This window comes from Actinoplanes sp. NPDC051494, assembly GCF_044454705.1.
GTDB lineage: Bacteria > Actinomycetota > Actinomycetes > Mycobacteriales > Micromonosporaceae > Actinoplanes.
On sequence record NZ_JBITDZ010000002.1, the window covers coordinates 207,208 to 229,272 of the forward strand.

At 71.1% G+C, this 22,065-nt stretch carries 16 protein-coding genes and 1 pseudogene; 8 read left to right on the forward strand and 9 right to left on the reverse strand.

Features of this window, described 5'->3' with window-relative positions:
• Window positions 1–149: 149 nt before the first annotated feature.
• Window positions 150–815: pseudogene (locus ACIA6A_RS07730) on the reverse strand (BTAD domain-containing putative transcriptional regulator); the annotation flags it as partial.
• A gap of 86 nt (window positions 816–901) precedes the next feature.
• Here ACIA6A_RS07730 and ACIA6A_RS07735 point away from each other — a divergent pair.
• Both ACIA6A_RS07735 and ACIA6A_RS07740 read left to right on the forward strand, forming a co-directional pair.
• Window positions 902–1,327 carry a helix-turn-helix domain-containing protein gene (locus ACIA6A_RS07735; RefSeq protein ID WP_396096667.1) on the forward strand — a complete coding sequence of 142 codons (426 nt, stop codon included), beginning with the start codon at window positions 902–904 and terminating at the stop codon, window positions 1,325–1,327.
• 102 nt (window positions 1,328–1,429) lie between these two features.
• Window positions 1,430–2,590, forward strand: coding sequence for an MAB_1171c family putative transporter (locus ACIA6A_RS07740; protein ID WP_396096668.1), 1,161 nt, complete (start codon window positions 1,430–1,432; stop codon window positions 2,588–2,590).
• 25 nt (window positions 2,591–2,615) lie between these two features.
• On the opposite strand, the gene ACIA6A_RS07745 is transcribed toward ACIA6A_RS07740, so the two are convergent.
• From ACIA6A_RS07745 to ACIA6A_RS07775, 7 genes are all read right to left on the reverse strand, one after another.
• Window positions 2,616–3,137: a hypothetical protein gene (locus ACIA6A_RS07745; RefSeq protein ID WP_396096669.1), complete on the reverse strand. Its 522-nt coding sequence runs from the start codon at window positions 3,135–3,137 to the stop codon at window positions 2,616–2,618.
• A 60-nt stretch (window positions 3,138–3,197) separates the two neighbouring features.
• On the reverse strand, window positions 3,198–4,544 hold the full coding sequence (locus tag ACIA6A_RS07750) for a hypothetical protein (RefSeq protein ID WP_396096671.1): 1,347 nt from the start codon (window positions 4,542–4,544) through the stop codon (window positions 3,198–3,200).
• Window positions 4,545–4,630: 86 nt separating this feature from the next.
• Window positions 4,631–5,437 (reverse strand): siderophore-interacting protein, encoded by an 807-nt coding sequence (locus ACIA6A_RS07755; RefSeq protein WP_396096672.1) that lies wholly within the window; start codon window positions 5,435–5,437, stop codon window positions 4,631–4,633.
• Window positions 5,438–5,579: 142 nt separating this feature from the next.
• Window positions 5,580–5,996, reverse strand: coding sequence for a hypothetical protein (locus tag ACIA6A_RS07760; protein WP_396096673.1), 417 nt, complete (start codon window positions 5,994–5,996; stop codon window positions 5,580–5,582).
• Window positions 5,997–6,019: 23 nt separating this feature from the next.
• Window positions 6,020–7,189: an MAB_1171c family putative transporter gene (locus ACIA6A_RS07765; RefSeq protein WP_396096674.1), complete on the reverse strand. Its 1,170-nt coding sequence runs from the start codon at window positions 7,187–7,189 to the stop codon at window positions 6,020–6,022.
• Window positions 7,182–7,712, reverse strand: coding sequence for a hypothetical protein (locus tag ACIA6A_RS07770; protein ID WP_396096675.1), 531 nt, complete (start codon window positions 7,710–7,712; stop codon window positions 7,182–7,184). The genes ACIA6A_RS07765 and ACIA6A_RS07770 overlap by 8 nt, the downstream gene beginning before the upstream one ends.
• Before the next feature lie 40 nt (window positions 7,713–7,752).
• The gene (locus ACIA6A_RS07775; RefSeq protein ID WP_396096677.1) at window positions 7,753–8,271 is read right to left on the reverse strand and encodes a hypothetical protein; all 519 of its coding nucleotides are present in this window, start codon (window positions 8,269–8,271) and stop codon (window positions 7,753–7,755) included.
• A 291-nt stretch (window positions 8,272–8,562) separates the two neighbouring features.
• Between ACIA6A_RS07775 and ACIA6A_RS07780 the strand changes: the two genes are divergently transcribed.
• Window positions 8,563–9,429 (forward strand): ATP-binding cassette domain-containing protein, encoded by an 867-nt coding sequence (locus tag ACIA6A_RS07780; protein ID WP_396096678.1) that lies wholly within the window; start codon window positions 8,563–8,565, stop codon window positions 9,427–9,429.
• A complete protein-coding gene (locus ACIA6A_RS07785; protein ID WP_396096680.1) occupies window positions 9,417–10,070 on the forward strand; it encodes a hypothetical protein in 654 nt (217 codons plus the stop codon). The genes ACIA6A_RS07780 and ACIA6A_RS07785 overlap by 13 nt, the downstream gene beginning before the upstream one ends.
• Here ACIA6A_RS07785 and ACIA6A_RS07790 read toward each other — a convergent pair.
• Entirely contained in the window at window positions 10,033–10,524 is a 492-nt protein-coding gene (locus tag ACIA6A_RS07790; RefSeq protein ID WP_396096682.1) for a MarR family winged helix-turn-helix transcriptional regulator, read from the reverse strand. The genes ACIA6A_RS07785 and ACIA6A_RS07790 overlap by 38 nt on opposite strands.
• Window positions 10,525–10,593: 69 nt before the next feature.
• Here ACIA6A_RS07790 and ACIA6A_RS07795 point away from each other — a divergent pair, with 69 nt between their 5' ends.
• The 4 genes from ACIA6A_RS07795 (at window position 10,594) to ACIA6A_RS07810 (ending at window position 22,012) form a co-directional block, all read left to right on the forward strand.
• Window positions 10,594–11,634: an LLM class flavin-dependent oxidoreductase gene (locus ACIA6A_RS07795; protein ID WP_396096684.1), complete on the forward strand. Its 1,041-nt coding sequence runs from the start codon at window positions 10,594–10,596 to the stop codon at window positions 11,632–11,634.
• 444 nt (window positions 11,635–12,078) lie between these two features.
• The gene (locus tag ACIA6A_RS07800; RefSeq protein ID WP_396096685.1) at window positions 12,079–19,731 is read left to right on the forward strand and encodes a ricin-type beta-trefoil lectin domain protein; all 7,653 of its coding nucleotides are present in this window, start codon (window positions 12,079–12,081) and stop codon (window positions 19,729–19,731) included.
• 11 nt (window positions 19,732–19,742) lie between these two features.
• Window positions 19,743–20,096, forward strand: coding sequence for a hypothetical protein (locus ACIA6A_RS07805; protein ID WP_396096687.1), 354 nt, complete (start codon window positions 19,743–19,745; stop codon window positions 20,094–20,096).
• Between the two features lie 452 nt (window positions 20,097–20,548).
• Window positions 20,549–22,012 (forward strand): ATP-binding protein, encoded by a 1,464-nt coding sequence (locus ACIA6A_RS07810; protein WP_396096688.1) that lies wholly within the window; start codon window positions 20,549–20,551, stop codon window positions 22,010–22,012.
• Window positions 22,013–22,065 lie beyond the last annotated feature (53 nt).

The window sequence follows — 22,065 nt, forward strand, 5'->3', positions numbered from 1 at the left end:
CCGCCTTGCCCGGGGGCCGCGCGCCCCCCCGCCCCCCCCCCGCCCCCGCGCCCCCCCCCCCCCCCCCCCCCCCCCCCCCCCCCCCCCCCCCCCCCCCCCCCCCCCCCCCCCCCCCCCCCCCCCCCCCCCCCCCCCCCCGGTCCGGGCCGGGCGCCGAGCTCGCGGTCCAGCACGTCGGCGAGCCGCCCGTAGACCGCCAGCGCCTCGGCGCTGCGCCCGGAGCGGTGCAGCGTCACCATCAGGTGCCCCCACAGCCGTTCGCGCAGCGGATACCGGGTGGTGGCCTCGCTCAGTTCGGCCGCCATGCCGCGCAGCCGCCCGAGCCGCAGCCGGGCCTGGACGTGGTCCTCGAGCGCGGTGAGCCGGGTCTCCTCCAGCCGGGCCGCGGCCGGGGCCAGCCAGTCGGCGCGGTCCAGTCCGTCGAGCACCGGGCCGCGCCACAGCGCCAGCGCGGCCGCCAGCCGGTCGGCCGCCTCGCCGGCCCGGTCCCCGGCCAGGGCGGTGGCACCGCCGGCGGCCAGCCGCTCGAACATCGTCGCGTCGCACTCGTCGGCGGCCACGTCGAGCAGGTATCCGGTGCGGACCCGGGCCGGCCGGTCGGTGGTGAGCAGTCCGCGCAGCCCCCACACGTACGAGTGCACGTTGGCGCGGGCGGACGCCGGGGGCCGGCCGGGCCAGAGGCAGTCCACGATCTCGGCGGTGCTGACCACCGTGCCGGCCCGGACCAGCAGCAGGCTGAGCAGTTCGCGTTGCTTGCGGCGCACGGGGGTGACGGGCCGTCCCGAGCTGTCCTCGACCTCCAGCGGGCCGAGCATCCGGATCAATGTCACTGCAACTCCAGCGGGTCGGTGCGGCCTGCGCCGCGCTAAGCTGAGCTGGTCCTGAGGAGGTCGCCGAACCCATGCCCGGCCGCCAGTCCATCGCCGATCGGCTCAACCACCTGTTCGCGGTGGTGCGCCCGGCGGGGCGGACCCGGCCGTTCAGCAATCCCGAGGTCGCCCGGGTGGTCAGCGACCGGGGCGACGTGCAGATCTCCCCGCAGTACCTCTGGGCGCTGCGCAACGGCAGCCGGGACAATCCCACCGTCAAGCAGCTCGAGGCGCTGGCCGCCTTCTTCGGGGTGCCGCCGGCCTATTTCCTGTCCGACGAGCGGGCCGCGGACATCGACGAACAGCTCGCGCTGCTGGCCGCCGCCCGGGACGCCGACGTGCGGGAGATCATGCAGCGCAGCAGCACGCTGTCGGGGCCGGACCGGCTCGCGGTGCTGCGCATCATCCAGCGGCTCAGCGGCGAGGACGCCGGGCATGCGGATGGTTCCCCCGCCTGATCCCATCCGCATGACCCGCCCCCGTCCCGTCTCCTCACAGTAGATGCGCATTGCTCGATGTGTCTACTGTCAGTAGATGGACGCAGTGGTAACCTTCGATCGATGTCACATGCGGGCGCGGTCAACGGGGCATTCGCCACGATGGGGGTGCTCCTGCTGTCGACCGCCTGCACGGCGCACCGCCGGGCGGCCCCGGACTCCCCGTCACGCACCGCGCTGACCGCGTCGCTGGGCACCCTCGGCGTGTCGTTCCTGGTCCAGTCGCCCGCCGCCCGCGACGTGCAGAACACCCTGCTCGTCAACCTGGGCCAGCTCACCGGCAACGGCACCACGCTGATCGCCGCGTACGCGATGCAGGTCATGATGCTGCACATCCTGCACGGCCGGCCGCGGGCCACCACGCTGGCCCGGCGCTGGCTCCTGCTGCTCCTGGCCGCCCTGATCGCGCTGACCGGCTTCTTCCTCGCGACACCGACCACCGCCGACGAGTTCACCTCCCCGGACGCGCCCGCCGGTGTGGTCACCTACTACCTCGTCTACACCGGATACCTGGCGGTCACCCTCACCGCGATGGTCCTGCTCCTGCGCCGGTACGCCGTCCGCGTCACCGACCGCTGGCTGCGCCGGAGCCTGCACCTGTATTCCTGGTCCTGCGCGGCCGGCATGCTCTACCTCGTCGGGCGCATCGGCGCACTCGTGGTGAGCCGCGCCGACCCGGACGCGGTCCTCACCGGCGACCGGTACGGCGGGCTCGAGTTCCTGGTCGCCGCCGTCATCCCGGGGCTGGCGATGGTCCTGGTCCTGGTCGCCGTGCTGCTGCGGGTCACCGGCCGGGCCGCCGACCACCGGCGCGCCGAACGCCGGCTGCGCCCGCTGTGGGAGGCGGTCCGCGCGGCCCGCCCGGAGAGCGTGCTGCCGGTCTCGCGCCGCGGCGCCGGGCTGCGGCTGTACCGCTGCGTCGTGGAGATCCAGGACGCGCAGCTCGCCGCCGCCCAGAGCCTCACCGCGCCGGTCCTGGCCCGCATCGACGCGGCCGTGGCCGACGAGGGCCTCTCCGGCGACGAGGCCGAGGTCACCCGCGCCGCCGCCGTCCTCGCCGCCGGCCTGGCCGCCCTGCGCGCCGGCACCCCGGAACAGGCCGATCCCGTCTCGGCGCGGCCGGGCAACGACGAGGAGGATCTCGCCGAGGTGGTGCGCCGCCTCGAACGGGTCAGCGCCGCGTTCACCGGCTCCGGCCTGGTCCACCGCTTCGCCGAGGGCTGACCCGGCCCGGGGCGCATCTGGTGCCCTAGTCGTCCAGGGTCCGCCGGAGGCGTTCCACCACCGGGTCGTCCCCGTGTGCCCCGGTGCGCAGCGAGCGGTGCAGGATCAGCGAGGCGATCAGCTCGGCCTCCTGCTCCTGCACGTCGCTGTAGACCGACCGGCCCAGCACCGAGCGGACCATCTCGGGATCCAGGTCCGGCAGCAGCGCCGCCGTCCCCCCGCCGCCCAGCACCCCGTGGTGCCCGGCCAGCATGTGCCCGACCTCGTGCAGCACGATGTGGTCACGGTGGGTCCGGGAGGCCCCGGCGGGAAAGCCGACCACGTCGCGGTCGGGCATCTCCAGCCACAACCCGCACGTGCCCCGGGGCAGCTCGTCGACGTCCAGCGCCAGCAGCTCCACCGGCCGCCCGGCGCGCTGCGCCCGCCACCGCTCGAGGAACCCGGCGAGCTCGAACGGGGCCGGGATGCCGACGGTACGGGCCAGCCGGCGCACCAGCCCCGCGCAGCGTCGCCGGACGGCCGGGGACACCGGCCGTCCCGTGGTCATCGTCGTCCCCGGATCGGCGCCACACCCTCCACTGTAGGCGCCGCCGGGGACGGCGTGGTGCTACTGGCTCACGCCCGGGATCGCGTACACCCGGGCCCAGTCGATCTCGTAGATCGCCGCCTGCACCGAGGTGCCGCTGAGGTTGTCGAGCTGGATGGTCTGATACATCGGGCCCGGCGCGCACTGGATGCAGTCGTCGTCGAACGTGAACCAGACCACCCCGTCGAGGTATCCGGTCAGGCCCTGCGGCGACCACTCGAAGCCGAAGTTGTGCCACTGGGTGAGGTCCACCCCGCACTTCTCCGCGTGCTCCTGCGTTCTCGGCTGGTGGTTCGGATAGTGCAGGTAAGCCCCGGCGCAGGCCTCACCCGGCGCACCGTTCTCCAGGTAGTCGTACTCGGCGCCCTGCGGCCACTGGTTGCTGGCCGGCCACGTGATCAGCAGCGGGTGGTACTGCTCACCGTTGTCCGCCGCGGTCGCCTGGGAGCGGGCCCGGACCTCCCACCGCCCGTACTTCTGCGAGCGCCTGCTGCCGAGCCAGCCGGTGTCACCGTTGGCCTCGCCGGTCATCCGGGCGAAGCCGCCGAGCACCCGGGTGTTCTCCTCGCACCGGCGGCCGTTGCCGTTGTGGCCCGGCCCGCACGAGTTCACCGCGCCACCCTGCAACTTCCACTTCGACTGATCCGGTACGGCGGGAGCGGCCGCACTGCCGTACGAGAACTCGTCCGACTCCGGTAGCGACGTGCCCCAGCCGAGCCGGCCCGCGGCGGTGTCCCCGGCCGGTGTCGTCGGCGGGGTGGCCGGGGGAGTGGTCACGGTGCCGGCGGGGCGGTAGTCGCATGCGGTCGAGCGCCACGTCATACCCGCCGGGGCGGTCAGCTGGGCGGTGATGTTGGCCCGCGCCGCCGTGGCCGGTGCGGTGAAGTCACCCGCGACCCGGGTCCACTGCTCGGTGCTGCTGCCGGCCACCGCTACCCGAGGCCCCTCGGCGTGCCCGAGATAGGTGTTCGTGGTGGAGTACCAGTCGACCTGCATGGCCACCGCCGGTGCGGTGCCCGGCCCGCTCACCCAGGTGTCCATCGCGAACGTCCACACCTCGCCCGGGGTGACGTCCTTCTGCGGCAGGTACATCTCCGGGTCGGCGCCGTTGGCACTGGGCTGCACGTACGCGTAGTCGGCGACCACGTGGGCGCCGACCGCCACCCGGCCCGGTGTCGCGCCCGTGCCGTGCCGGCCCCAGCCGGACAGGTCCCGGTCCAGCACCGGGTTCGTGCACGTGTTGACGACGGTGCCGGTCGCCCCGGCGGCGTTCTGCCGCGCCGCGGTGGCGGCGAGCGCCCCGCAGGTCGTCCCCATGGTCACCGCCGCGGCGAGCGCCATGCCGGCCCGCCATCGTGAGATCCGCACGATCGTTCCCCCTTCACGAAGGACAGTTGTCGCGCGGAGTCTCCCGCCGGCACCTACGCACGCCGCTACACACCGGCGGTGAGCTCTCAGTGATCGGATTTCCAGAAGCCGGAGAACGTGATCCGGTCCTTCGGCAGGCCGATCTGGTGCAGGTGCCGGCGGCCCCGGGTGGCGAGCGTCGACTCGCCGACCACGAAGCCGTAGCCGCCGGGGTCGAGGGCGTCCAGCGACTCCAGCGCGCGCAGGGCCGCGACGCCCGGGACGGCACCGTGGTCGTCGCGGTCGGCCCAGGTGATCGTGACGCCGGACGGTCCGGTGAGCTCGCGGCGGTCGGCGGCGGTGGGGACCTCCTGGAAGACCCGTCCCACGGTGTCCGCCGGGAGGGACCGCAGGATGCCGGTGACGGCGGGCAGGCCGCTCTCGTCGGCGACGATCGTGAGGTCGGTGGCGCCGGCCGGTGGGGCGAACAGGATGCCCTGGTCGAGCACGGCGAGGGGTTCGCCCGGGGTGGCCGCGCAGGCCCAGATCGCGGCCGGGCCCTCGGGTTCGCCGCCGGGGCCCCGGTGCACGACGAAGTCGATGTCCATCTCGGCGTCGGCCGCGCGCAGGTCGGCGACCGTGTAGTTCGAGCAGTGCGGGCGGGTCTGCTCGGGGACCTCGAGGAACTCCACCCACCACTTCTTGCCCGAGATCTCCGGCATCGCGAACTCGGTCTGGTGGGGCAGGCGCAGGAACAGGCGGAACCAGTGGTCGTAGCGCATCCAGGGGAACGCCGTGAGCGCCTCGCCGCCGACGGTGACGCGGTGCATGTGCGGGGTGAGGCGTTCGGTCCGGAGGACTTCGACGCGATACAGCTGGGGGTTCTTCGGAGCCGTCCGAGGCCTTTTCGCCATGATCAAAGGTTAGCCTGGCTAACTCGACCCGGCATCCGGGCATAGAAAGAGGCCGGGCATCCACGGGGGAAGACGTCCGGCCTCTCTGTCTAATGTAATCACGCGCCCGCCGGTCCCGGCTACCCGGGGGGCGGGATTCGATTCAGAATCGCACCCCGCCGTGCCGGTAGTCACCGACCGTGCCGGCCGCCTTGGCCACCAGGGCGGCGCCGAGGTCGACGTGCAGGTCCTCGGCGAGCTCCAGCGTGCGCAGCACGATGTCGGCCAGCTCCGCGCTCAGCGGGTCACCGGCCGGCCGCGGGTCGAGGTCCAGATCGGTGTCCCGGCTGCGGATCTCCTCCACCGCCTCGGCGGCCTCGGAATGGATGAGCGCCAGTTTCGTCGCGATCACGTAGGCCCGGCCGGACGGGTGCGCGGCCGCGATCTCGGCGGTCCCGGAGAACAACCCGATACCCCGGGCGTACGCGGCGGCGCTGCGCTGGGCGGCCGGCAGCACCGCGGCGAGGGCGGTGATGCTGTCCATGGTGCTCTCGGCGTTGGGCAGGATGGGCGTGGGCACGGTCGGTCCTCCAGGAGGCTCGGTCAGCGGACGGTTTCGCGCACGACGGGTGACTTCAGCGCGCGGGCGACCCGCACCAGTTCGACGATCTCGCCGTCGAGATCCGTGCCGCCGGCCGCCGTCATCTCGTACACCTCGGGTGGGGTCCGGCCCTGGGTCTTGGCGCGGGCGGCGTCGCTGAACAGGGCCGCCTGCACGCCGGCGTGGACCTGCTCCGGGGCGAGGCCGGCGGCGGCACCGCGCTGTCGCACCGCCGCGGCGACCCGGGTGTCCAGGTACGGGCGCAGGGCCAGCCCGCCGTCGCGGATCTCGACGACCCGGCGCACGAGGCGGTATTCCAGGTCGCCGAGGCCACGCCGCGCGGTGGCCTCCAGGGTGATCTCCGGTGTCGCGTCGCGCATGAGCGACCACAGCGGTTCCAGCTGCCGGAACGTCACGTACCGGCGGACGCGCGTGACGACCCCGGCGACCCGTGGCCCCCACGAGGGGATGGTCAGCCCGATCAGCATCAGCAGCGACCCGGTCGCGGTGAGCACCGGGGACAGCGACTCCTGGACCCCGGCCGGCACCAGCGTCACGCCGGCGCCGCGGGCGACGATGTACAGCGCCTTCTCGACGGTGTAGACGACCCCGAAACCGCCGCCGACGGTGACCAGGCGCAGCCCGGCCCGCAGGAACGTGCGCGACGTCAGGTTCGCGAACCGCCAGGACAGCCGCATGATGTCGACCAGGGCCACGGTGAAGTAGCCCAGGTAGACGAGCATGTACTCGGTGATCCAGGGGGCGTCGCCGTACCGGGTGGTGAAATCGGTGGTGGACACGTCGACCGGGGCGAGGACGAAGAAGACGGTCATCGCCGCGGCCGCGACCGCCACGGTGAGCAGCCGGAGCCGGGTCCGGCGGGGCCGCGGGCCGGAGACCGTCCAGTGCAGCAGCAGGATCTGCACCGACGCGGCGAAGCCCAGGATGCCGCAGTGGGCGATCAGCCGGGCCAGGTTCGGCACCCCGGTCAGCCGGTCGAACGCGAGGTAGACCGCGGGCGTGTTGACCGCCGGCGCCCAGATCAGGAACAGCAGCATCGACGCCAGCGCGCGGCGGGTCGGGCTGCCCGGGTCGCGCCGCAGCGCCGGGAGCTTGTAGGCCAGGGCGATCGCGGCGAGCAGCGCGACCGTGGGGTACAGAATGCTAGCCACGGTCACGGCGCTCCGGGTTCTCCAGCGTGTGGGCCAGGCGGTCGAGGACGTCGGAGAAGGCCGGGTCGGCGGGGGTGGGCGGCGCGACGTGCATCGTGGTGCGCCGCAGGATCAGCGAGGCGATCATCTCGGCCTCGCGTTCCTCGACCGCGGTGTAGTTGGTGCGCCCGAGGACCGCGCGGACCAGCCCGGGATCCAGATTGGGCAGCAGCACGCGCGACGCCTCGGCGTCGACCACCGGTCCGCAGAGGTGGCCGCAGACCAGGTGCCCGAGCTCGTGGCCGATGATGTGGTTCTGGTGCAGCGGGCTGGTGTCCTTCTCGTAGAAGATCGCGTCGAACGCCGCGGTCCGCACGGTCAGGCCGCACGGCCCGGACTCGGGCAGGCTCTCCGCGACCAGGTGGATCGGCCGGCCCTGGCGGCGGCTCACCAGGTCGCAGAGCTCGCGGATGTCGAGATGCCCGCCGGCGTCGAGGTCGTCGAGAATGCCTTCGCACTTACGTCGCAGTGCCCGTTCGCCCATGTCACCTTTCCTCGTACGGCCTCGCGGTGCTTCAAGGGGGTCAGTCTGCCCGGTCGGGGCCGGTGCTGACACCCGGCAGGCCCTCGAGCTGACGGCACCGGTGCACCAGCTGCTCGATGAGCCGGGTGCTGTCCACGGACAGGCCCTGCTGCTGCAGCACCCGGCGCAGGGCCAGCTGCTCGACCCGGATCTCGCGCAGGTCGTTGAGCAGGTCGATCTGCTCCTGCACGGCGCGGGTCGTCTTGCTGTCGATGAAGAAGCCGGGGTCCACGCCGAACGCCTTGGCCAGGGCCGTGATGTGCGAGGCGCGCGGGTCGGTGGTCACCCCGCGCCGCATCTCACCGACGTAGGCGGCGCTGATCGTCACCGGGTGCGGGTCCATGGTGGCCGCCTGGTTGATCTTCCCGGCGATCTCCTTGGTGGTGTACCGGCGGCCGGTCTCGCCCTCCTCGCCCAGCTCGGCGGCGGTCGGCCGGATCCGGTCGAAGAGGAACTCCAGCTTCTCCGCCAGGGTGTCGAGGTGTGGCAGAGCGGCTGGGTCGAGCCTCTCCTCGGTCATCGAGGGCACCTCCGGTGAACTCTCGGTAAACAGCCGTGTCGCGATGGCGTCGCCGGGAGAACGTGCGTTGACAGCACACTCCATTGTGGGCGTATGCTCACACCCTATCGCACCACGTCTGTTGCCTGATACAGCAACGTCAGGCAACAAACGTTTATCGCTGAGCTGATGCGGCGGGCCGCGGGTGGGTTGGGGGCGTTCGCTGCTTCAGGCGGCACGGGGGAGCGCCCCCACCCACCCGTCAGTTCCGGCGGCCGGGGCCCGGTGGGGGCCGGTGCGTTAGGTTGAGGAGTGGCCTCGCTGCGATTGGACGACGTCGGCAAGCGGTACCCGGGCGGTCCGTGGGTCCTGCACCAGGTCGAGATGGAGCTCCCGGAAGGCGGATCCGTCTCGGTGCTCGGCTCGAACGGGTCGGGAAAATCCACCCTGCTGCGCCTGCTCGCCGGGGTGTCGCGGCCCACCCGGGGCCGGATCACCGGCTATCCCCCGATCATCGGGTACGTCCCCGACCGTTTCCCCGCGTCCGACGCCATGGGCTCGCTGGCCTACCTGGTCCATGTCGGCCGGATCCGCGGGCTGGGCACCGCCGCCGCCCGCCGGCGCGGCCAGGACCTGCTGGAACGCCTCGACCTCGTGGGCGGGATCCGCACCCCGATCCGCGCGCTGTCCAAGGGTAACGCCCAGAAGGTGGCGCTCGGCCAGGCGCTGATGGTCGCGCCCGGGCTGCTGGTGCTCGACGAACCGTGGTCGGGTCTGGACGCCACCGCCCACGAGGTCCTGGCCGCCGTCATCGGCGAGGTGGCCGGCGACGGCGGCACGGTGGTGTTCACCGACCACCGCGAGGCCGTCAGCAGCGCCTACGCGAGCATGAGCTACCGGATCGAGGCCGGCCGCGTCCAGTCGGTGCGGGTGGCGGGGGCCCGGGACCGCGTACCCCTCGTGTCCGTCGTCCTGACCGACCCCGGCCGGGCCCGCCGGGTGGACTGGCCGGCCGTCGACGGCGTCGCGGCCTGCGCCGGCGAGGACGGGCAGATCCGGATCCGGGTACGCGCCGACGCCGCCGACGACCTGCTCCTGAGCGCGCTGCGCGACGGGTGGTCCGTCGCCGAGGTGCGCCGCGGACCGGCCGGGCGGGAGGCGGGCACGTGGTCGCGCTGATCCGGTACAACCTCGCCGCGGTGCTGCACGGGCAACGCTACGTCGCCCCGCTGCTGCTGTTCGCCGTGGTGCTGTCGGTCTTCACGATCAACGATTCCGGCGCCCTCACCGGCTCCTACACGGTGTCCGCGGGCTGTCTGCTGGTCGCCATGTGCTGGCTCACCGTGACGATCGTCAACCACGAGGATCCGGTACGCCGGGCGATCCAGGCCGTGGCGGCCGGTGGCGCGGGCCGGGTCCTGCTGGCCGAGCTCCTGCTCGCGCTGCTGTTCGGTGCCGTCCTCACGGTCACCGGTCTGATCTTCCCGATCGTGGCGGGCCGGCACCGCTACGGCCCGGCCGACCTCGGTGCCGGCGCGCTCGCGGAGCTGACCTGCGTGTGCACCGGCATCGCGGTCGGTGTCCTGTGCTCGCGGCTGGTGGTGCCCCGGCCCGGCTACTCGCTGCTGCTCGCTCTGGTCGTGGTGATCGCGGTCCCGCTCACGCCGGTGCCGCCGGTCAATCCGGTGCTCAAGCTGCTGTCCACCGCCCGCCCGGCCGGCGACATGCTCGGCCCGCTGACCGGGTACCTCGCCGTCTCGGTCGTGCTCGCCGCCGCATGCGTCACCCTGACCCGGTTCCTGGCCGCTCGCCGGGACTGACCGCGGCGGCCCGGCGCAGCGCGGCGGCGATGTCACCCGTCCGGGTGAGCTGCTCCGGGGTGAGGGCGTCGACGAACAGCTCCCGGACGGCCCGCAGATGCGGCACGGTGGCCGCCCGGAACGCGCTTTCCCCGGCCGGTTCGAGCAGGATCTCCGCGCCCCGGCTGTCGGTGGCCGCCGGCTCCCGGCGGATGAGCCCGCGCCGCTCCATCCGAGCGAGGTGATGCGACAGCCGGCTGCGTTCCCAGCTGATCGCCGCGGCCAGCTCGGAGGAGCGGATCCGGCCGCCGGGCGCCTCGTCCAGCGCCAGCAGCACCGCGTAGTCACCCATCGAGAGCCCGGTGTCGCTGAGCAGCCGGGCGGCCACCACCGCGCGCAGCGCCTCGGTGCTCTCGATGAACTCACGCCACACCCGGAGCTGATCGCGGGTGGGCAGCCGTCGTGACGGGGGCATAAAAACCGACCTCCCTGGTGTTGGACGGTTCGATCATAGAGTTGACATGTCAATTACCGGGAGACCGTGATGACCGATCTGCAGATGGGCCTCGACACCTTCGGCGACGTGCCGGTGGACGACGCCGGCCGGCCGCTGACCCACGCCGCCGCGATCCGTCAGGTCGTCGACGAGGCGGTGCTCGCCGACGAGCTCGGCGTCGACGTGATCGCCCTCGGCGAGCACCACCGCCCCGAGTACTCGATCTCCACCCCGGAGACCGTGCTCGCCGGCATCGCCGCCCGTACCAGCCGCATCAAGCTCGCCTCCGGCGTGACCGTGCTCAGCTCCGACGACCCGGTCCGGGTCTTCCAGCGCTTCGCGACCGTCGACGCGCTGTCGAACGGCCGCGCCCAGGCGATCCTCGGCCGCGGCTCCTTCACCGAGTCGTTCCCGCTGTTCGGCTACGAGATGAGCGACTACGACGTGCTGTTCGAGGAGAAACTCGAGCTCTTCGTGAAGCTGCTCGACGAGAACCCGGTCACGTGGGAAGGCACCACCCGCGCCGCGCTCACCGACGCCGACGTGTTCCCGAAGACGGAGTCCGGCCGCCTCGACACCTGGGTGGGCGTCGGCGGGTCCCCGCAGTCGGTGGTGCGCACCGCCCGCTACGGCCTGCCGCTCATGCTCGCCATCATCGGCGGCGACCCGGCCCGGTTCGCCCCGTACACCGACCTGTACCGGCGCGCGGCCGACCAGCTCGGCACCGTCGCCCTCCCGGTCGGCATGCACTCGCCCGGTTTCGTCGCCGACTCCGACGAGGAGGCGAAGGAGCTGTACTACCCGACGTACAAGGTGATGCTGGACCGGATCGGCGCGTTGCGCGGGTGGCCGCCGCTGCGCCGCTCCGACTACGACGCCGAGGTGGCCGAGGGCTCGCTGTACGTCGGGTCGCCGGAGACCGTGGCCCGCAAGATCGCCGCGGCCGTGCGGAAGGTCGGCGCGGGCCGCTTCGACCTGGTGTACACCGCCGGCGCCCAGCCGGTCAGCGCACGCCTGCGCGCGGTGGAGCTTTACGGTGCGAAGGTGATCCCCATGGTCCGCGACATCCTCGCGGACTCCGCGCGCTGAGGCGCCTGCCGCGGCGGACCACGCCGCCGGGTGGACAGGGTGCGGGCACACTGTGGCATAGTGCCCGCCCCCGCGGGGGGTTATCCAGCTGTTACACAACTGCTCGGGGTGGTGGTGTGACGTCCGAATGGGATTCTTATGCGAGATATCGAGGGTCGACTTGACGCATTCCCCCGTAACTATGCGATACGTCTAAATATTTAAGTTTGCTGTTTTCTGTGCGTGATCACCGTGTGGTGCACCTCTCATCCGTACCTCTCCGGTAACTTTCCGTGATCTTGAGTCCCCGGCTTTCCTGCCGCACAGTGCCCAGGCGCGCGCCGAGAGTGGCGTGTCTTCTGTGGTGCTTTACGGGGTGGGAGTCGCACCGATGCTTGCTGGTTCAGGTCGTGGTCCTGGAATGGCCGAGGCCGATGGCAGCGCCCGGCCCGCGCGGCGTTCGCCGTGCTGCTGTCGACCACGCTGGTGGTCACCGCGAGCTCGACGGCGGGCCTCGCGGTGCCGCCGTCCGCGGGCAGCAGCCGCGTCGAACTGCCCAAGCTGCCGACGTCCAAGGTGGTCGATCAGGACGAATCCGCCGACCAGACGCTCGAACCCGCTCCCGAGGTGCCGGTCGATCCGTACGTGCCGCGGTCCGTGCAGCCGTGGAACGACGGCACCGGCACGGTCGACCTGACCGATGTGGCGGCGGGGGAGGCGGTTCAGGTCGCCGACCTGCCGGTGACGCTCGGCGTCCCCGAGGGTGCCGACCCGGCCGACCTCGCCGGTGAGTGGACCGTCGGCCTGGCCACGCACGAGGCGTCGCAGGACGCTGGTGTGCCCGGTCTGATCATGAAGCTCTCCCCGCCGGCCACCGCGGATCCCGCCGCGCAGGTCGCGCTGAGCGTCGACTACACGACCTTCGTGGACCTGTACGGACCCGAGGCCGCCGACCGTTTCGGTCTCGTGCTGCTACCGGACTGTGTCTACGACGCCCCCGGCACCGGCGACTGCGCGCCCAGCGAGGAGGAAGAGCCAGCCGGGACCGCGCGGCTGCTCTCCAGCGAGGTCGAGCTCGTCCCGGCGGCCAAGACATTCGCGCGCGCCGCCGGTGACACCGCCACGGAGCGCCGCGTGGTGTCCGGCAGCGTCCCGGTCGCCGGCCTGCTCGGCACACCGCCCGCCGCCGGGGCCCGGGCCGCCTCGGCCGCCGACGCCGGTGGCGTCGTCGGCGCCCTGGACACCGGTGCCTCGGCCTCCGGTGACTACTCCGCGACCCCGCTGCTGTCCTCCGGCTCCTGGGCCGCGGGTTCGTCGTCGGGTGCGTTCACGTACTCGTACCAGGTGCAGGTCCCGCAGGCCTCCGGTGGCATGGCGCCGCAGATCGGCCTCGGGTATTCCTCGCAGTCGGTCGACGGGCGCACCTCGGCGTCGAACAACCAGGCGTCCTGGATCGGTGACGGCTGGGATTACAGTGCCGGATCGATCACCCGTAGCTACGCGAGTTGCCGGCAGGATTCCAAGAAGGCCGGTTCCAACAACGCCGAGCACAAGACCGGCGACATGTGCTGGGGATCGCAGAACGCCACGCTGTCGCTGGGCGGCACGACCACCGAGCTGGTCTACGACAACGACACGTGGACCACGGCCAACGGTGACGGCTCGAAGATCGAGCAGAAGTACGACACGGGCAGGGACAACGGGGACAAGGACGGCGAGTACTGGGTCGTCACCACCCGCGACGGCACCCGGTACCACTTCGGGTTGAACAAGCTCCCGGGCTGGACCTCCGGCAAGGACGTCACCAACTCGGTGCTGACGATGCCGGTGCACGGCAACCACGCGGGCGAGCCCTGTTACACCAAGGAATGGACCAAGTCCTGGTGCCAGCAGGCGTGGCGCTGGTCGCTCGACTATGTCGAGGACCTGCAGGGCAACGCGATGAGTTTCTGGTGGCAGAAGGAGGACAAGGGCTACTACGCCCGTAACTTCAACTGGAAGGCGCCGGTCACCTACGACCGTGCCGGTTACCTCAAGCGCATCGACTACGGCCAGCGCAAGGAGTCGATCTTCTCCGCGGTGGCCCCGGCCAGTGTCGATTTCGCGGTCGAGGAACGGTGCTACGACGAGGGTTCGGTCACGTGCACCGCGGACAACTACAAGTCCAAGGACCCCGGGAAATACCGCATCTGGTACGACACCCCGGCCGACCTGCGCTGTGAAGCCAAGAAGATGTGCTGGAACGCGGCACCGTCGTTCTACTCCACGAAACGCCTGGCCAAGATCACCACGTCGGCGCAACGGGTCGCGGGCAGCACCGCCCGGCAGAAGGTCGACGAGTACCAGCTCGTCCAGTCGTTCCCGAAGTACCGGACCGGCACCAACACCGCGCTGTGGCTGAAGTCGATCGCGCGTACCGGATTCGGCGTCGACAACACCGAGCGGATCACGCTCAACGCGGTGAAGTTCGAGCCGAACGTCGAGGACATGCCCAACCGGGTCAAGCGGGACAACAGTCCCGGCTTCTCCCGGCTGCGCGTCTCCCGGGTCATCAACGAGTACGGCGGCGAGACCGTCATCAGCTACAAGGCGCCGGTGGGTGACTGCGCGACCGGCACCGGCCTGCCGACCAAGAGCCAGACCGCGCTGCTGAAGTCCAACGACCGGCTCTGCTACCCGTCGTTCTGGCATCCGGACCCCGAGGTCGAGCAGATCGACTGGTTCCACAAGTACGTCGTGGACTCGGTCGAGGAACTGCCGAACGTCGACGGCACCAGCAACACCATCACCCGGTACGCGTACGACAACGCCGGCTGGAAGCTCGCCGAGCAGGAGTTCACCAAGAAGTCCACCCGGACGTACTCCCAGTTCGCCGGCTTCGGCAAGGTCACCGTCCTGACCGGCGAGACGCAGGAGAGCGTCGGCGCCACGGTCACCAAGGCGGTCACCCGCTTCTTCCGGGGCATGGGCGACAGCGTCGTGGTCGCCGACGCCGCCGGCAAGGAGATCGCCAAGGACCGCGAGCCGTTCGCCGGGCGGATCGCCGAGGAACTCACCTACTCGAAGTCCACCGACAACGACGAGACGGGCTGGCTGACCCGGTCGGTCACCGTCCCGCAGGCCCAGGAACTCGCCCGCCGCGACCGGGGCGACGGCCTGAGCCCGCTGATCGCCTGGCGGGTCACCGAACCCGAGTCGATCTCCTACACCCGTTCCTCCGGCAGCGGCGACGACAAGCGCGAGATCCGCACGCTCAAGAGCACCACCACGTACGACACCGGGTACGGCCTGCCGACCCAGGTCGAGTCCCTCGGGGACACCGGCGTGGACGGCGACGAGTCCTGCACGAGACTGGAGTACCTGCACGACCCGGCCAAGCACCTGATCGGCCTGTCCAAGCAGGTCCTGGGCAGCGCGACCACCTGTGCCAAGGCGACGTTCACCGACCTCAAGTCGCTGGTGTCCGCGGTCCGCACCGCGTACGACGGCCAGGCCTACGGCGCGCTCGCCGCCACCACCCAGGGCCGGGCCTCCCAGACGTTCTCCCTGAAGGCCGACAGCTCCGGTTTCCAGTCCGACGGCACCGTCGCCTTCGACACCATCGGCCGGGTCACCTCCCGCACCGACATCGACGGCAAGACCTCCACCACCACGTACGAGCCCGCGACCGGCCAGGCGTACAAGGTGACCGAGAAGAACTCCCTCGGCCACGAGCAGGTCCAGGACATCGAGCCGGGCCGGTCGACCGGACTGCGGACCAGCGACGCCAACAAGCGGGTCAGCGTCGCGCAGTACGACGCCCTCGGCCGGTTGGTCAAGGCCTGGGGCGCGGGCCGGGCCACCACCGCGGTGCCCGACTTCGAGGCGAGCTACCACACCGAGCCGCTCGAGGTGCCGCACGTCGTCACCCGTACCCGGGGCCATGAGAACAAGATCCAGACCTCGGTCTCGTTCTTCGACGGGCTGGGCCGGGAACGGCAGAGCCAGGAGGAGGCGGTCGGCGGCGGCCGGCTGATCACCGACACGCTCTACAACGGCTCCGGGGAGGTCTGGCAGTCCAACAACGCCTACTTCGCCGCGAACGGCCCCGCCGAGAAGATCTTCACCCCGGAATCCGACACGCTCGTCCCGAACGCCACCCGCTACACCTACGACGGCCTCGGCCGGGTGCTCACCGAGCTGCCCGTCCTGAACGGCGCGCCGGCACCGGACCGGGCGACGTCCTACCAGTACGGATTCGACTACTCCACGGTCGTCAACCCGGAGGGGGCCGCGTCCTACCGCGTCTACAGCGACGGGCTCGGCCGCACCACCCGGGTCGACACGTTCACCGACGTGAATAGGACCGCCTACACCAGCATCCGCTACGAGTACGACAGCCGTGGCCAGATGGTCAAGGCCGTCAACGGCAGCAGCGCCGCCAAGCAGTGGACCTGGGCGTACGACCAGCGTGGCCGGATGACCCGCGCCACCGACCCGGACAGCGGCACCACGACCACCGCGTACGACCACCGCGACCGTCCGCTGACCACCACGAACGCCCGCGGCGTCACCGTCTGGAACGGCTACGACGAGATCTCCCGCCCGATCGAGCAGCGGCTCGGCAGCGCGACCGGCACCCTGCTCAGCTCGTACACGTACGACACCTCGGCCGGCGGGGTGGGCCTGCCCGCGGCGGCGACCCGCTACACCGACGGACTGGCGTACACGCAGTCGATCGGCGGCTACACCAACGACTACCAGCCGACCTCGGCCACGCTGACGCTGCCGCCGAGCATCGCCACCGAGTGGGGCTTCAAGCCCTCGTACACCTACACCTACGGCTACACCGACACCGGCCTTCCGGAGACCCAGCAGCTCCCCGCCGTCGGCAACTTCCCGGCCGAGAAGCTGCTGGTGCGCTACAGCAAGGACGGGCTGCCGCTGACGGTGTCGGGACAGGACTGGTACGGCACCGAGACGGCGTACTCCCCGTACGGGCAGGTGCTTCGGTCGACCCTGGGCGCACACCCCTACCGGGTCTGGGCGCAGTCGACCTACGACGAGGCCAGCGGCGCGCTCACCGGTCAGCAGGTCTACCGCGAGAACACCGGCAACAAGGCGCTCGTCAGCGGCAACCTGGTCAGCAACCGCAACTACGCGTACGACGCGGCGGGCAACATCACCGACATCCGCGAGCAGTCCGTGGGTATCGCCGAGCGCCAGTGCTTCGACTACGACACCATCGGCCAGCTCACCAAGGCCTGGACCGCCAAGGACCAGGAGTCGTGCGCCGCCGCCCCGGCCGCCGCGACCGTCGCCGCCGGGGCCGACAACTCCGGCTACTGGCAGGAGTACAAGTACGACAGCCTCGGCAACCGCGAGAAGCTGACCGACAAGAACCTCGCCGGGGACACCGCCAAGGACGCCGTCACCGATTACACGTACGGCAGGAACGGCGCCCAGCCCGGCACCCTCACGAAGGTCACCAAGAAGTACGTGACGCCGCAGGGTGCCGCGGTCACCGCCGAGGCCGAGCGGCTCTACGAGCTGACGGGTGAGACGAAGTCGGTCACCTCGATCACCAACGGTGACAAGCAGGAGCTCACCTGGACCCACGACGGGGAGATCGAGCGGATCACCGGTCAGGGCGAGAGCGGCAAGACCTCGTACTACGGTCTGGCCGGCAAGTGCCTCGACCTGAAGGCGGGTCTGGCCCAGGCGGCGCAGGCGATCCAGTTGTACGCCTGTAACGCCACCATCTCGCAGAAGTGGCGGTTCACCGTCGCCCCCGGCCAGGCCGATCCCAACCTGGGGACGCTGGCCGCGTACGACAAGTGGTGCCTCCAGCCCGCGGCCGGCACCGCCGGTTCCGCGTTCGCGCTGCAGAAGTGTGACGGCACCGCCGCGCAGAACCTGAAGCGCAACACCACCGGGCAGCTGATCCACGCCGCCTCGGGTCTGTGCATGGCGGTCAAGGACGTCGCCGGCCCGAACGGCGCGTTGATCGTGCTGGCGACCTGTGACACCGCGGCGGCCGGTCAGAAGTGGGAGCCGCAGAACAACACCCGCTACATCTACGGCCCGGGTGGCAACCAGCTCCTGAGCATCCAGGGCAAGCAGGCCACGCTCAGTCTCGGCGAGGCCGAGGTCACCACCAACAAGGGCGGGACGCTGGTCAAGACCCACCGGTCGTACAGCACGCCCGGTGGTTCGGTTCTGAGGTTCTCGTACGGCGCGGCGGCCTCCGCCCTGGTGGCGATCGCCGCCGACCCGCAGGGCACCCCGTCCGCGGAGGTCGCGCTCAAGGACGGCATGGAGACCCGGATCCGCAAACAGGATCCGTTCGGCAACGTCCGCGGCGCCGCGCCACTGACCGTCAACATGCAGACCGATGCCGGCTTCCTCGGCGCGAACCGCGACGATGCCAGCGGATACACCCGTCTCGGTGCCCGGCTGTACGACCCGGCCGTGGGCCGGTTCCTGTCCGCCGACCCGATCGTGGACCTCCAGGATCCGCAGCAATCCAACGGGTACTCGTACGCGCACAACAACCCGGTCACCCACGCCGACCCCACCGGCCTGTCGATCTCGCTCACCCCGTCGGAGATGTCCGCGGCGCTGGCGGGCGCCGGTCTGTCGGCGGCCCAGGTCGCCCAGGCCCAGTCGACGATGAACCAGTCGCTGATGTCGGTCATCCTGGGTGCGGCCTGGGGCCTGCTGGCCGACTTCATCGGCATCAACGACGCCATCGGTTGTTTCGGTGGTGACATGTGGGCCTGCGGCAGCCTGATCATCGGGGCCATCCCGTGGGGCAAGGTCGCCAAGATCCCCGGTGTGATCAAGGCGGTCAACCGGACCATCGCCGCGATCCAGGCCTGGCGCAACGCCATCGGCATGGCCACGAAGGTGCTGGCCGCCGCGAAGGCCGCGGAACGCTCGGCCCTGGCGGCGAAGAAGCTCGCGATCGAACGGGCGAAGAAGGCGGCCGAGGTCGCCCGCAAGAAGGCCATGGACAAGGCCAACACCGCCAGCAACAGGGCGGTGGCCGAGACCAAGAAGACCGGCAACCCGGTCCACAAGAACGCCCAGGCCGCGGCCGCCCCCAAGTCCTCCTCCGCGTCGGCCACCCGTGGCGGCGGCGGCAAGGGCGGCGGTGGCGGTGGAGGCGGCGGCGGGAAGCCGCAGGCGTCGAAGCCGAGCGGCAGCTCCGGCGGCGGTTCACGCTCCGACGGCGGCAGCAGCGGCGGTGGCGGCAGCGGCCGGGCCGGCGGCTCCTGCAACAGCTTCGTGCCGGGCACCCGGGTGCTCATGGCGGACGGCTCGACCAGGGCGATCGAGGACGTCAGCAACGGCGACGAGGTCCTGGTAACCGACCCGGAGACCGGCACGACCACGACCCGTACGGTGTCCGCCACGATCGTCGGCACCGGGGTCAAGCACCTGGTCGGGATCGTCATCGACACCGACGGCGCCCGGGGCACGGACACCGCCGAGGTCACCGCCACCGACGGTCACCCCTTCTGGGTCCCCGAACTGCGCGAGTGGGTCGACGCCACGGACCTGCGGCCCGGCCAGTGGTTGCGCACCGGTACCGGCAGCTGGGTCCAGGTGGCGGCGGTCGAGCGCTGGACGGTCCCCGAGGCCACCGTCCACAACCTCACGGTCACCGACATCCACACGTACTTCGTGGTGGCGGGCACCGAGTCGGTCCTGGTCCACAACGACAGCTGCCCGGTCATCCCGGAATCGACGATGAACCACGTGCTGCACGGCGAGGTCACCGAGAACGGTTTCGCGGGCTGGCACATGAACCCGGGCACCGACCCGACCAACCTCCCGGACAACCGTTTCATCAGCGGCGTCATGTCCGAGCGCGCCGACGGAGCGTGGGAGGTCAAGGGCACTGTCGGTCACCTCGACGACGACTACAGCCCGACGCCCAAGGACTCGATCGGTCACACATTCTTCCCCCTTGCCTGGGGAGAGGCCGACATCCGGGAGGCCGGCTACGCACTGCTGGCCAACGGCACGTTCAAGAGGAATGGCACACTCGTCACGGGTTCCCACCGCGGTGTCAGCATGATGGGCTACCTCGACAAGGGTGTGCTCACCACCTTCTTCCCGGCGAGTCGATGAGGTCGTCCGCGATGGTGCACGAATGGCGGTTCTCGCGAGCGGACGGCATCTGGGAATGCTCGGCGGTCCCACCGCTCGACGAGAACCTGGCCCTGGCGATCGAGACCCTCACCGACTCGTTCGGCACCCAGGCGGCCCCGGTCCGCGCCTACCTCGACCACTGGTCGGCCCGGTCCGTCCCCGGGGGACTCCTGGGGCCGGTGACCACGACGAGCGCCACCCTGCACCCGGTCGACAGCCGGCGGGTCAGACTCGCCGGCCTGTACGGCCAGTTCACCGCCGTCGAGATCGAGGCCGACGACGTGAGGGCGGCGCTGCACGCTTTGATCGCGGAGATGGAGAAGAGCTTCGACCAGCACCCCTGAGGGCGCTGTCGGATCTCGAACAACAGGCGGTGAAACGCGGGCATCGACCGGCAAGACGCGATGCCTGCGTTTCACTGCCCGGCGTGAGCGGCTGGCAGACACCACGACGAGTCCGTGGTTACCCGGTGGATGGTGGCTGAGCTACTCGCATATGTTTCGTGGAGCCATGGTGAGTGCGAGCTGGCCGTTGACGTAGGTATTCGCGCCGGAAGGCATGAAGCCCTGGCCTCGTGTCGTCGGTGAAATGAGCAGTCGGCGCCGCGATCCCGGTCACCGTCACCGCCCGGGTCGAGCTGCCCACCGCGCCCGGCGTCGGCCACCGAGCTGTCGGCAACCTCAGCGCGCATCACGTGAACAGCGCGAACGCCTTGACGATCGGCGAGGCCCGCTTCGTATCCGCCGACACCTCGATGTAAGTATAGTTAACGTAACTATACTTACAGGAGGGCCTGGTGGAGAAGCCGACCACGGTCTTCGAGCGGGACGCCGAATGGGCTGAGCTGGCCGAATACGCGAGTGCCCCGATGGGTGGGGCGACGCTGGGCGTGGTGTCAGGACGTCGCCGCCAAGGTAAGACGTTCCTGCTCGACGCCCTGGTCCGGGCGGCCGGCGGCTTTATGTTCACCGCCACCGAGTCGTCGGAGGCCGACGCGTTGCGTCAGTTCGGCGACGCGCTGGGTTCCTATCTGCGGGAGCCGACCCCCATACGGTTCGCCACCTGGGATGAAGCGGTGACCCGTACGTTCGCGCTCGCACCGCACGGGCCGCTGCCGGTGGTGATCGACGAGTTCCCGTTCCTCGCCCGGGTGAGTCCCGCTCTGCCATCGATCATCCAGCGGCAGCTCGACCCGGCCGGGCAGCGGGCGAACAGCCAGGTGCGGCTGCTCCTGTGCGGATCGGCGCTGTCGTTCATGGGTGGCCTGTTGTCCGGGACCGCCCCGCTCCGCGGACGCGCCGGGCTGGAGCTGGTGGTCCCGACCCTTGACTACCGCGCCGCCGGCCGGTTCTGGGAGATCCCGGATCCGCGTACTGCGCTGCTGGTCAACGCGATCGTCGGGGGCACCCCGGCGTACCGGCACGAGTTCACCCGGGACGATTCCCCGGGTGGGCCGGAGGACTTCGACGCCTGGGTGGTCCGGGCGGTGCTGAACCCGGCCCGGCCGTTGTTCCGCGAGGCCCGGTATCTGCTCGCGGAGGAACCGGACCTCCGGGATCCCGCTCTCTATCATTCGGTGCTCGCGGCGATCTCCGAGGGAAACACCCGCCGCGGTGCGATCGCGAACTATCTCGGCCGGGCTCCGTCCGACCTCAACCACGCGCTTCGCATCCTGGAGGACGTCGGGATGGTCGTCCGGGAACCGGATGCCTTCCGTAATGCCACCGGCGACTACCGCATCGCGGAGCCGCTGGTGACGTTCTACCACGCGGTCATGCGGCCGGCCTGGGGTGATCTCGAGCGGCCCGGCCGGGCGGCCCGGGTCTGGCCCCGTCTGCAGGCGACGTTCCTCAGCAAGGTCGTCGGCCCGCACTTCGAGTCGGTCTGCCGTCAGTGGACGCGCTGGGAGGCCGACCCCGACGTCCTTGGCGGCTACCCCCACCGGGTGGCGGCCGGCACGGTCGCCGATCCGGTGGCACGCAGCCAGCACGAGGTGGACGTCGCGGCTTTCGGGCGGGGCCCGGACGGCCGCGAGGAGTTGCTCGCCATCGGCGAGGCGAAATGGAACGAGACCGTCGGCGTCAAGCATTTGCACCGTCTCGAACACATCCGGGAGCTGTTGCGGGCCAGGTCCGGTGTTCATGCCGAGTCATGCCGGCTGATGCTGTTCAGCGGCGCCGGATTCACCCCGGACCTCACGGCGGTCGCGGTCTCCGACCCGACCGTCCAGCTCATCGATTTGGCCCGCTTGTACAGCTGATGTCGTGATCGCGAGCCGTCACCTCCGTGGGGAACGCCTTTTCGGCGGCCCGG